The sequence below is a fragment of the Jeotgalicoccus saudimassiliensis genome, assembly GCF_000756715.1.
Taxonomy (GTDB): domain Bacteria; phylum Bacillota; class Bacilli; order Staphylococcales; family Salinicoccaceae; genus Jeotgalicoccus; species Jeotgalicoccus saudimassiliensis.
Genome location: NZ_CCSE01000001.1, coordinates 570,171 through 582,353, shown reverse-complemented (window position 1 = coordinate 582,353; position 12,183 = coordinate 570,171). Strand labels below are relative to the sequence as shown.

The 12,183-nt window shown below is 38.9% G+C and carries 10 protein-coding genes; 1 reads left to right on the top strand and 9 read right to left on the bottom strand.

The features are described from left to right. Nucleotides 1-10: 10 nt before the first annotated feature. From RZ44_RS02825 to RZ44_RS02810, 4 genes are all read right to left on the bottom strand, one after another. Nucleotides 11-1,015: an SH3-like domain-containing protein gene (locus RZ44_RS02825; RefSeq protein WP_035808249.1), complete on the bottom strand. Its 1,005-nt coding sequence runs from the start codon at nucleotides 1,013-1,015 to the stop codon at nucleotides 11-13. Nucleotides 1,016-1,116: 101 nt separating this feature from the next. Continuing rightward, nucleotides 1,117-2,370, bottom strand: a complete 1,254-nt coding sequence (locus RZ44_RS02820; RefSeq protein WP_035808246.1) for a nucleotide sugar dehydrogenase — start codon at nucleotides 2,368-2,370, stop codon at nucleotides 1,117-1,119. Nucleotides 2,371-2,401: 31 nt separating this feature from the next. Then, nucleotides 2,402-3,031: a ParA family protein gene (locus tag RZ44_RS02815; RefSeq protein WP_052108759.1), complete on the bottom strand. Its 630-nt coding sequence runs from the start codon at nucleotides 3,029-3,031 to the stop codon at nucleotides 2,402-2,404. A gap of 10 nt (nucleotides 3,032-3,041) precedes the next feature. Further along, entirely contained in the window at nucleotides 3,042-3,563 is a 522-nt protein-coding gene (locus RZ44_RS02810; protein WP_035808242.1) for a hypothetical protein, read from the bottom strand. Between the two features lie 93 nt (nucleotides 3,564-3,656). On the opposite strand from RZ44_RS02810, the gene RZ44_RS02805 reads away from it, so the two are divergent. After that, entirely contained in the window at nucleotides 3,657-4,856 is a 1,200-nt protein-coding gene (locus tag RZ44_RS02805) for a hypothetical protein (protein ID WP_052108742.1), read from the top strand. Between the two features lie 30 nt (nucleotides 4,857-4,886). On the opposite strand, the gene RZ44_RS02800 is transcribed toward RZ44_RS02805, so the two are convergent. The 5 genes from RZ44_RS02800 to hflX form a co-directional block, all read right to left on the bottom strand. Further along, entirely contained in the window at nucleotides 4,887-7,706 is a 2,820-nt protein-coding gene (locus RZ44_RS02800; RefSeq protein WP_035808238.1) for a glycosyltransferase family 4 protein, read from the bottom strand. A 75-nt stretch (nucleotides 7,707-7,781) separates the two neighbouring features. Beyond that, a complete protein-coding gene (locus RZ44_RS02795) occupies nucleotides 7,782-8,690 on the bottom strand; it encodes an ABC transporter ATP-binding protein (protein ID WP_035808236.1) in 909 nt (302 codons plus the stop codon). Between the two features lie 9 nt (nucleotides 8,691-8,699). Further along, complete coding sequence (locus RZ44_RS02790; protein ID WP_035808234.1) at nucleotides 8,700-9,509, bottom strand: ABC transporter permease; 810 nt, start codon at nucleotides 9,507-9,509, stop codon at nucleotides 8,700-8,702. Between the two features lie 94 nt (nucleotides 9,510-9,603). Beyond that, nucleotides 9,604-10,866 (bottom strand): methionine gamma-lyase family protein, encoded by a 1,263-nt coding sequence (locus RZ44_RS02785; protein ID WP_035808232.1) that lies wholly within the window; start codon nucleotides 10,864-10,866, stop codon nucleotides 9,604-9,606. Continuing rightward, complete coding sequence (hflX, locus tag RZ44_RS02780) at nucleotides 10,850-12,079, bottom strand: GTPase HflX (RefSeq protein ID WP_035808229.1); 1,230 nt, start codon at nucleotides 12,077-12,079, stop codon at nucleotides 10,850-10,852. The genes RZ44_RS02785 and hflX overlap by 17 nt, the downstream gene beginning before the upstream one ends. Between the last annotated feature and the right edge of the window lie 104 nt (nucleotides 12,080-12,183).

Here is a 12,183-nt window from a genome sequence, read left to right as displayed (position 1 = left end):
TACAAGACACCTACTTTCTCATTTTCCAGTATTTAGTCTGCAGTTTGCCGAAGAACGATTTTTTAAGATTATTATATCTGCTTTCAATATTTTTACGCTTTTCTTTTTCAGCTGCCAATTCTTCCTGCAGCAGTTCGATATCCTTATCGACAATTAAGTCATTTACTTCTTCAGTGTTAGAAGGCTCGATTTCAATATCTGTATCTCTGAACTGGCTTTTCAGACGTTCAACCAGCGCTTTTGTCATTTTACGTTCTTCTGAGACATTCTGAATCAAATCATACACGACTGTTTCGTCAAAAGTATATGGCGGTTCATATTCCGGAAGACTTTCCTTGTCATATTTCAGCTGACTCATATCTGTCCAGTAATTGCCCATGCCTGTTTTAACTTTAGCCAGATTTATATCTCTGAACATATGCACAATAGTAATCGGATATATTTTTGTTTCATCAACACGCACTTCAGATGTCAGGTTATTAAATTCATATAATTTAAAGTCGTCGGTATAGCCAGTTACATTAATTTTTGCTCTTTCAGAGCGCACCAGCGTATCCGAAGAGAACCAGCCTTGCAGACGATGTTTTTTAAACAGCGCCTCATATTCAATCCCGTCTTTAATCATAATAAATCTGGAATCGAGCATTTGGTCTTTTAACAGACTTAAGTTATTTTTAGCTACAACGAAGATTTGTTTGTCCTGTTCCTGCATAAATTTATCAAGATCAAGTCTTACATGTTCACGCGGCTTTGAGTAAACAACAATAGATGTTTTTAATTCAGCCCAGCCCAGTTCATTGCCCTCATACTCCAAATAGTAGTAATCTTTCTTATCCGCTTTTCTGTGAGCCAGGACACGCATAATCTGTTTCTGATAATCTTTCAGTTCTCCAAGTTTTTTCATTGACTGTACTGACTGCAGTAAAGGTTTGTTCCCCTTTTCATAAATCCATACGTAATGACTGACATCAAATTCTTTAACATGTCTTAAAAATTTATCTAATTTATGTTCCATTTCTCTACCCCGCATTTATGTATTATTAAATTATAAAAAAAAGAAAACTGCAGACAGGTCAGCTATTAACTTTGTCTACAGTTTTTATATTTATATTTATACTAGAATTTTTGAATATTACCGTAGTTGAAGTATTGCACTTCAGAGAAGTTATTAGGTACTACATTCTTAGTATCAAAGATCACTTTGTCTTTCATTGTTTCAAAATCGTTATCAGTTAAGATTTTGAACTCACTATGGTCACTTAATACTAATACTAATGAAGAATCAGTCACTGCAGACTTCATATCTTTCTCAACAAAGTCCATTTTCACGTGCGGATCGTAAGTATTTACTTCCAGTCCTTCTTCTTTACGAAGCAGTTCGTAAATATCAAACGCTGGTGATTCACGGATATCATCCACATCACCTTTATATGTTAAACCGAAAACAGTTACTTTGTTGCCATTCAGTTTAGACAGCATTTTTTTAGTAATGTTCACTACATATTCAGGCATAGACACGTTGATTGATCTTGATAACTGAATTAACGGAGATTCTTCCGGCGCTTCAGCAATAATGAAGTAAGGATCTACAGCCAGGCAGTGTCCGCCGACACCAGGTCCCGGTGTGTGCAGGTTAACACGCGGATGCTTGTTAGCCATTTCAATTACTTCATGTACGTTAATATCCAGACGGTTACAAATCATTGCAAGTTCATTCGCTAGTGCAATATTCACGTCGCGATAAGTATTCTCCATCAATTTAGACATTTCCGCTGTCTTAGCGTTTGTCTCAATCATTTCACCCTGTACAAATGTACCGTACACTTTTTTACCAGCTTCAACACATTGAGGGGTCATCCCGCCGACAATACGGTTGTTATAAACAAGTTCGTGCATAATCTGACCCGGCAGTACACGCTCAGGACAATGTACTAAGTAAATGTCTTCTCCAATTTTAAACCCTTGCTCTTCAAGGTAAGGTGCCACATGGTCATCCATAGTACGGGGTGCAATTGTTGATTCAACGATTACCGTATCACCTTTTTTAAGTAGTGGAACGATTGACTCAACACCGCTCATTACGATAGAGATGTCTGCTGACTTGTACTCATCGTTTTTGTTTGGTGTAGGTACAGCAATAATGTATGCATCTGCTTCTTCAGCAGTCGTTGATGCTCTGAATTTACCAGTTTCAAGCACTTCTTCCAGTGCATCCTGTAAACCAGGCTCTTCGATGTGGATTTGTCCTCCATTAAGCATATCTACTGCTTCCTGTTTAATATCGACACCAACTACATCTACGCCATGTTTTGCGAACATGATTGAAGTTGGTAAACCGATATATCCTAATCCGATTGTTGTTAGTTTCACTCTGAAACACCCTACCTTTTCTTAAATAAATTTAATCTGCTTTTCTTAGTATACCAAAACTTTTTACATTAAAAAGGTTAATTTTTTGTAAATAGTGATTTAATTCATGTCTGTCATTCTTTTTCGAACTTATTACAGTGACCGCACTGTCAGCAAGCTCTAAAATCGGTCCATAATTTTCCATACTTTGAAATTCCGGACCGATAAGAAAAATGTGATTATAATAACTTTTCAGCGGACTCAATTTGGACAGCACATTATACTGACTGAATTGCTTCATCAGTTCTTCTTCTGCCATATCTTCAACATGAATAATATCCAGTTTTTCATATTTAGAATGCTGAATTGCTTCACTTAGGAACATGGACGTACTTAAAGTTGTGAACAAATTCGGTTTTGCTTTTGAATGAATGTAACTTTCAATTTTTTCGGTACTGCTGCTGTCGAGATTGACGACCAGCACTTTGTCTTTAAGTTCCGTCAGTATATATGCGATATGCATTGCCGCTTCTACTGTCGCCATCCCCTGATCCACTGAAGAGAACAATGTTTTGTTGTTCGGGTTGTCGTGGTTTTCATTTCTGATGGCAATTGCTGTATCATACAATTTATTTATAACATCTTCGTTAAAGTCCATTAATCTTTCTTCATTTTCGTTCATCATATCACTCCTAGAAAGTACCCAGTGTTCTTTCTCCAAGATAGTGCTGAATATCTTCTTCAGTACTTATATTTCTGTTATTCAGCGCAATAATTATACCAGCTGCAGCACCGATTAATAATGATATAAAAATTATAATCAGTTTAAGTGCAGTGTTGGGCGTTTCAAACGTATTCAGCCCTGCACTGTCAGCAGTCACTATACCTTCACCGGCAATAATGTCCATTGCCTGAGCATGAATTGAGTTGTAATTTATACCGCTCTCGGTGCCGATAACAAGTTTCAGCATATCAGAGCCAGACTGTCCTTCAACACTTGCTACTCTAATATTATCTGATACATTATTAACCGTTTCATTTAACTGAATATTTAAATTTGCAATTGAATTTGGTTCCAGACCGCTTTCTAATGTATAATATTCTTCGTACGTTGTACCGGCCGGTGGTATGAAGAAATTCACAGCGGTACCAATCACGCCAAATGCTAACACACAGATGATAATATTAAGTAAGTTTTTCTTTATAAAATACATCACGCCGACTCCTTATAATTGATTCATTCTATATTATACTATTAAGGCAATAAAATAGAAAACATTCTAAGAAAAATCTTGAGGTGCAAATTAATGAAAATTGATATAATAGGCAGCACTTTCGCCAGCCGCTTAACGGAATTCAGAAATTTTCCGTATGACGTGAATATTTTTGTTTCAGGACAGAGTTTCCTTTCTCTTCTTTCTAAACCCTATCCCGTTTCTATGAAGGATATAAATACATCTGATATCGTTGAAATTTCTAAAGCTCACAGAGATTTAAATAAAGCGAATCTAGCCAAGCTCCAGGAATCCCGTTCAGAAGTATTAATGATAGACCTTTTAAGCGAACTGAATCCGCTTGTAAAATATAACGGTTCATACTTTAACAGAGAATCATTTGAACTTATCGATGAGAAAATAGAATATGAAGACCTGCGTAAAATAGATCAGTTCAAAGCATTGAAAAAACATCTGGACAAAATTATTGAACTGACAAGCTTTTACGAGCAGATCATTCTTCTTAATGTAACACCCGGCAATGAACATGATGATTTTATAAAAGGCATGTATGAATTGCTCTATAACAGTATCGGCAATAAACTGGTCATCAGTGCTGATAATACAAATATAAAAGATATCTTTAATGCTCCTATAGAAGCATACGACAGTATCGTCCAGCAGCTGAGAAAGTTTAATTCCGACAACTATGAAAACCAGCTGCTCTTTGATGAGAAGCTGGAAGATGATATTCTATCTGTTTACATGAACTATATTGAACCGAGACATTACGTCTACGAACTGTATAAAGATGGTCATCCTTATAAAAAGTCTCACAAGACGGACTCCAGATACTGTCAGTTTAAACTCGATGAAGGCGGCAAGTACCGAATCAGAGTCACACCTGATACGGAAAGTGTTAAACCGAGATTTTCACAGACATATGAATACCAGCCTGGAAGTATATCAAAAAGTGGAAATATTGCTGAATATGCAGAAATACCTGGTAAAACAGGTGAATGGATGCTGCTGTTAATTTTAGCTCGTATGAATATTAAAGGCTTTGTCGGCAATCCTTACAAATATCCAGAAGGATTTAAAAATTTGAATGTTTATCAGGAAGAGGAAATGACAGCACCCTATATTAAACGAGAAGAGTTAATTGAACTATCGCTGTCATTATTGGAAGATATGCCAAAAGAAGAATTAACCGATTTTGTAAATCAAAACCAGCAGGTTATCACTCAGGCATCTTCAGGCATTCAAAATTATATAAATTTCCTGAAGCAATAAAAAAAGAGCGCACTTTTGTGCAGCTCTTTTTTAATTTGCTTTAATATCCATTTTTTCATAGACTTTTGCAAGTTTTTTAAGCAATACTGACCAGTCACGGTTATCCACAACCCACTCGCGTGCGGATTCACCGATTGAATCGTTGTTAAGTACACTGATTACCGCTTCTTCAAATGCTTCCTGATTATCGGCTTCGAAGTACACACCGTTCACCTGATCGATAACCATTTCTTTCAATGCATTAACATCGCTGACAATAACGCGTTTCCCCATTGCCATTGCTTCATATGTTTTAATCGGTGTTACAAGCTGGCAAACCAGCTTATCCTGACGCGGAAATGGCGCAATATCAATTACAGAATAATAATCTTTAACCGTCTCAAACGGCACTTTCCCTGTAAAAATAATATCTTCGCTTAAGTTCTGATTGAGAACTTTACGCTGCAGGGTGGCACGGTGCTGCCCATCGCCCACTACGAGCAGTTTAAAGCGCTGCTTATACTCACCGGTGCTGTTCAGCGCTTCTACAGCATCGATAATCAGTTCAATGCCTTCATAGTTAGTAATTGATCCGATAAAACCTAACACAATACTGTCTTCAAGCTGATAGCGCTCAAGAATATCATTAGATTTCTCAAGAGGTGACAGCACTTCACTGTCCACCCCGTTAGGCAGCACAGTAATTTTCTCTGCTTTAATACCTTTTAATATTAAATATTCTCTTAAGCTTTCACTGATTACGATTACTTCATCCGCATACTCACAGCACAATATTTCATATTGTTCCTGCATATTAAAACGGTCCGAATTAAAGAACTCAGGTACTTTTGAAGTCTGCGTATGATGCCACAGACCGCGGACTTCATAAATCGTTTTAATATTCATCTGATTGCCGAGACGAATTGCAGGCAGTGCATTTTGAAAATTTGACGCAGCGTGTATTACCGCCGGTTTTTCTTTCAGCACGATTTTTAATAATTCCTCTTTATAAACATTGAAGTACTTTCTCATCGGTGTACGGTTTGTTAAATATTTATCCGACTTATCTATATAGTAAGTTCGGTAATCCCCTTCATCCAGCCCCGGTTTAGTGTAATTCTCATGTTCCGGGGACCAGCCAAGTCTTGATGTTGCGACAGGACGGTAGCCGTAATCCCGCACTCTTGAAACGATTTCATTCGTACGGATGGTATAGCCATTAATAGCAGGCATTGCCTTATTCAGTACGAACAGCACTGTTTTACCGTCATCTTTATAGACAATATCATCAGTCAGCGGTTTAGGCTGCCATTCACTGTGGAAAAGCTCATGCTCTTGTTCCGCCATTAAAAATTCTCCGGGATAGACTCTGGACGGAAACTGCTTTCTCATTTCCTGCAGCATTTTATATCTTTCATCTATGTTCCCCATGACATGATGTGAACGGATTAATGAACGAAGCACATCTGCATTGCTCGGTTTTATATTATAAGCTTCCCGTGCATGCTGCAGTGAGCAGGCATACATTTTTAAATTGAACAGATACATTGATAAGTTAATATGTATTTTTAACTGCTTATCCAATGTGTTTGATAATATCAGACTGTTCAGCTTTTCTTTTTGATCTTCAGTTGCATAAAATCGTGCCAGTATATAAGTATGATTTTGTTTCCTGGCTGCTGTTTTTTCAAGATAGGAAAATATATAAAACGGAAGCTCATAACGCTTATTCACGCGCTGCAGCTGATTAATTACAGTATTATAAATTCTGGTGCGTTCTCTTGTACTGAAATTGTGATGTACAAACTTATCAGTCATTGAACGGGTCTCTTCATCTATAAAGAGTGTCGCACTGTGAAAGACATTTTCCAGACGCTTATCGGAATTAAACATCTTTTTAATCACTGAATCATTGAAATTTAAATGCCCGTCCAGCACCAGTCTTCTGATACTCATTATATGCTGAGCGTTGAGTGTAACTTCCGGGAGCAGCTTCATGATTTTATTCATGAGCATTTTAGTCCCTTTGCCGAAATGATAATAATTCAGCAGGTTCTGCAGCCGGTCGGATTTCTTGTCATTGGCGCTTAAATTAAAGTCCAGCGTATCCACTGCTATCGGATCTATGTATTTAAAAAGTTTTTCATTGTTATTAATATAATCTACAAATAATTGATTCAAATCATCGAGATTCTGCTCTTTGACAAAGTAATTATTTATAACCAGCACATATCCCAAATCGCGCATATTATCGTCAGTTGCATCTATTGCAACTTTAATTTCTGAAAATGGTGCATTCGGGTCGATGTCTTCCAGTATCATCGTCCGGTACTGAGACCATGAATACTGATAATATAAATCATCTTTTTCCTGGTGATACAGCTCTTCAAGCTGCATTTTATTCTTACTGGTCCGCTCAATCATTTTTTCAATTGATTCATATTGATTGTTTTTCATTAAGTTGCGCACAATGACCAGCTGCTGTTCTTCTGTCAGTTCAGCGAGTACATCATGCCCTGAGTCTGCAATGTGTACTATATCATCATAACGCTTCAAATTATAATATAACTTAGTCTTAAAAGGCACGAGAGCCTTATTACGGTCATTTGCTACCATTTCAAGAGAACCCTTGTAATTCTTTTCGTGACGTAAAATAAGCGCCTTTAAATACGCCTCGTAATCATTTTGGAGACGCATGTTGTCTATCAAATCCATCAGTGTTAAATGCTCGGACTTACGCAGAAAGAAACTTAAGCCCGGTTCCTGACCTCCGATTTTCTTCGACAGACTTAATTTCAGAATGTGTCTTGAGACAACCGGCATATTATATTTTAAAGTCACGTATGAAATGATTCCCTGAAGGTATCTCATGAAAATTCTCCTAATGTCTAATCTTAAATGTATGAACCCCAATATTACATATATTCATACTAATTTACCATACCTTTACAAACTAAATATCTGAAACACAATTCCGAGCATCATAAACAAAAACAGCAATGTGCCGATGGCGACACTATTCATATTTATCTTTTCTTTTGGCAGATCCAGATGCTGACTCTCTTCCATCTGAATACCTACCATCTTATCTTTGTATTCAATCTGCTCGTCTTTTGTAAGATTTTTATACTGGTTTACAAACTCGGCATAACTTTTTGTAACTTCTTTCATGTCCCCAAACTGTTTCATTTCGCCATATTGCACCCAGACTGCCTTATTGCAGAACTGTCTGATCTGTCCCGTTGCATGGGAGACAAAGAAAATCGTCTTGCCCTGCTCCTGGAAGTCGCGCATGCGGTCGATACATTTATTGGCGAAAGTGTCATCTCCGACCGATAATGCTTCATCGACAATTAAAATATCGGGATCAGTATGAATCGCAATGGCAAAACCCAATCTCGACTTCATACCACTCGAATAGTTTTTAATCGGCTGCTTAATAAATTCACCGAGTTCGCTGAATTTCAAAATATCATCGTAGCGGTCTGCAATCTGCTTTTCACTTAAGCCGTGCATGAGACACTTGATACGGATATTTTCTTCGCCGGTCAGTTCCTGATTCAGTCCCGCACTGATTGCAATTAAGGAAGTACGTCCATTAATATGAATTTTACCTTTGGACGGGACTGTCGCTTCAGCGATTAAATCTGACAGCGTGGTTTTACCGGAACCGTTTAATCCCAATATACCCACAGAATCCCCTGCATTAACTTCAAAATCGATATCTCTTAAGGCATAAAATGGTTTTGCCTTATAAAGTTTACCGAAAGTCAGCAATGATAATACTTTTGCTATGCGATTTCTATTAATATCATATATTTTAGAGACGTTCTCTACTTTAACTTTATACATAATTATCCACCTTTATAGGTAATCCACCAGTCTGTCTTTATAGCGGTAATGCACCTGTACTCCTATAAAGAACAGGAAGAGCGTAATCGACCAGAAGAAGATATGGTCGGAAACATCACCGTAAAAAGCCGGACCGTCAAATATCAGAGCATATCTGAAGGTCATTAAGAGATAAGCCAGCGGGTTAAACGCCATAATCGTTTCCATTAACGGCGGACGTCCTGCCGGTTCCCAGAAAATCGGTGTAATGAAGAAAAACATTCTCATGACGTTAGCCTGAATATTTTTAAAGTCTCTGATGAGTATATTAACTGACGACATGATTAAACCGATGCTGTATGTAAAAATAATGGTCGCAAACATAAAGTAAAACCAGACCAGGTAATGCAGCGGTTCCGAGTAGCCGTTAACAAGACTGATGACGAGAACGATAACAGACATAATCATAAAAGTAATAACATTATTCGCCATCGACATAGATAACAATACACTCGACGGGAACTTCATTTTAGTCACGAGCCCGATCTGGCTGCTGATCGCATTCGACGCGGCATTTATACAGCCTGAAATAAAGCTGAAGGCAAAAATACCCGTTATCAGGTAAACCAGGAAGGGTACGTTCTGCACATCGCCCCGGTCCCCCCTTAGGCCGAGTCCGAAAATCACATAGAAGACTCCGACCTGCGCTGCAGGCATCAGTATCGCCCACAGTATCCCCAGATAATGGTTTGCATACTGCGCTTTTATATTATAGAGACTTAACTTCCATATTAAATGAAGGTTCTCAAAGTTTTCTTTTAGTAAAGCAAAGACATTTTTCATTAGGTAAGCTCCAATTTATAATTTCGAAGTTAATTATACGCTTAATTTAAATAAGTGTCACTATCCAATAGCGACACCTATCCATCACAATTCATTATAGTTCTATCATATTCTTCTCAGCCAGTTCCGTCAAAGACATTTCCAGCGCATATTTTACATGCTCAATATGCAGTCCGCCCTGTGCATAAACTGTAAACGGCGCTCTGACCGGTCCGTCTGCCGACAGTTCAAGTGATGCGCCCTGCACAAATGTTCCTGCTGCCATAATTACAGGATTCTGATATCCCGGAATTAAATCGGGAATCGGCATAAATCTCGCATTCACCGGGCTTGCTTTCTGGATCATCTGCGTAAATGTAATCATTTCTTCTTCGTTGTTGAATGATACACTCTGGATTAAATCCGTACGGGGCTCAGTATACCTCGGTGACGGCTTCATGTTCAGCTGTTCAAACACATAGCTCATCATTAAAGCACCGTTAATCGACTCCATTACAGTATGCGGCGCCATAAAGAAGCCCTGATACATATCAGTCAGAGCGTTCAGGCTCGCCCCCATCTCTTTACCGACTCCCGGCACTGTAAGACGATAGCTCACACGTTCCACGAGTTCTTCTTTCCCTGCAACGTAACCGCCCATCTTCGCAATTCCGCCGCCCGGGTTTTTAATTAACGAACCGGCCATAATATCCGCCCCCGCTTCAAGCGGTTCTCTCGTCTCAGCAAATTCACCGTAACAGTTGTCCACGAAGACAATGATTTCCGGATGTTTGTCTTTAATTGTTTTTATAACTTCTTCTATTTCATCAATATTCATCGATTTACGTGATGAATAGCCGCGTGACCGCTGAATACCGACAATTTTCGTTTTGCCGCTGATACTGTTTAAGACAGCTTCTGTATCAAACTGATCATCTTTAAGGTCCACTGTATTAAACGTCACACCCATCTCAAGCAGGCTTCCGACATCAGCAGCACTGTTGCCGATTACTTTCTCAAGCGTGTCATACGGCTGTCCAGTAATGTAAAGGAGCTCATCTCCATGTTTCAGCAGGCTCAGCAGTACAAGACTGATAGCATGTGTCCCTGAAATAATCTGTGTACGGACAAGCGCATCTTCTGCTTTGAATACATCTCTGTATATTTCTTCGAGCTTGTCACGGCCGACATCGTCATAACCGTATCCTGTCGTACCGCTGAAGTCACTTTCCGTTACAGAGTGTTCGGTAAATGCTGCCATTACTTTTTTAAAGTTTTTATAGGCAGTATCCTTATTTTTTTTAAAATACGGCTGAAGTGCTTCTTCAGCACCGTTCATAATGTTTAAGATTTTTTCTTCGTTATTCACTGTCGTCATCCTTCTTTACTATGCGTTCTACAAAATTACCCGCAGGTTCGTACCCGCTGACGTTAACCGACGCTTCATCAAGCTCCACGTCTTTAACGATTGTCTGTCTTTTTAATCTGTAAAGCTTATCCTGGCGCGCTAATGGTATCGACGTATTATACGCATCGAATGTCTTCGTCATAAAGTTTTCGATATCCATTAAAATATCCTGTGCCGGCATATTCATATTTACAAACTTATGCGGCTTCATCGGCAGCAGTCTTTTCTTATCATTTAAATCTGTCTTATTAAACAGAATCAGCTGTGGAATATCCTTCATATCCAGTGAATCAATTAAATCCAGCACTGTATCGTACTGACTCACAATATCCGGTGCGTTATTGTCAATGACATGAATGATAAAATCACTGTCCGCCGCTTCTTCAAGCGTTGATTTAAAGCTTTCGATTAAAGTTGTCGGCAGTTTCTGGATAAAACCGACCGTATCCGATATTATACACTGAAATCCTGACGGCAGGACCATTTCACGCGTTAACGGGTCCAGTGTCGCAAACAGCTTGTCTTCCTGCATCGTCTCCGCATTCGTCAGTTTGTTAAACAGCGTCGACTTGCCGGCGTTCGTATAACCGATCAGAGACACCTTTGTCACCTGATTTGAACGGCGCTTATCGCGGTATCTTAAACGGTGCTCTTCAACGACTGCCAGCTGTTTTTTAATATCACTGATACGGGAATTAATATGACGGCGGTCTGTTTCAAGCTTCGTCTCACCCGGACCTCTCGTCCCGATTCCGGCCCCCAGTCTCGACAGATTAATGCCCTGTCCTTTTAAGCGCGGCACTAAATATTCCAGCTGCGCCAGCTCCACCTGCAGCTTACCTGCTTTTGACTGCGCACGCAGGCTGAATATATCGAGAATCACCTGTGTACGGTCGATAACACTCGTATCCAGTATGTTTTCTATTTTGCGGTTCTGACTTGCCAGTATTTCATCGTTGACGATTGCATAATCGATATCTTCATACTGCATTTTGACCTCTTCCAGAAATCCGCTTCCCACATAGCTCTTTCTGTCTATCATCGTGCGGTTCTGAATGTGTGTGCCGATGATCTCTATACCAATCGACTCGCTGAGCTCTTTCAGCTCTCTGGCTTCCGACTCAACATCTTTGTTTTGTACAGTATTCGTCGCAAGTATTATTCCGGTATGTGTCATTTCCATGACAGACACCTCCAGTTTCTTTGTTTAATATTACAATATCATGTTTCAACAATATTAATAAGGCTATATTATAATAACGAAAAATATGCGAAGTGAACAGGAAA

Coding starts and splice junctions, on each gene's coding strand:
- RZ44_RS02825 (WP_035808249.1), bottom strand. CDS start 1,015: ATGGAACATAAATTAGATAAATTTTTAAGACATGTTAAAGAATTTGAT.
- RZ44_RS02815 (WP_052108759.1), bottom strand. CDS start 3,031: ATGAACGAAAATGAAGAAAGATTAATGGACTTTAACGAAGATGTTATA.
- RZ44_RS02810 (WP_035808242.1), bottom strand. CDS start 3,563: ATGTATTTTATAAAGAAAAACTTACTTAATATTATCATCTGTGTGTTA.
- RZ44_RS02805 (WP_052108742.1), top strand. CDS start 3,657: ATGAAAATTGATATAATAGGCAGCACTTTCGCCAGCCGCTTAACGGAA.
- RZ44_RS02800 (WP_035808238.1), bottom strand. CDS start 7,706: ATGAGATACCTTCAGGGAATCATTTCATACGTGACTTTAAAATATAAT.
- RZ44_RS02790 (WP_035808234.1), bottom strand. CDS start 9,509: ATGAAAAATGTCTTTGCTTTACTAAAAGAAAACTTTGAGAACCTTCAT.
- RZ44_RS02785 (WP_035808232.1), bottom strand. CDS start 10,866: ATGACGACAGTGAATAACGAAGAAAAAATCTTAAACATTATGAACGGT.
- hflX (WP_035808229.1), bottom strand. CDS start 12,079: ATGGAAATGACACATACCGGAATAATACTTGCGACGAATACTGTACAA.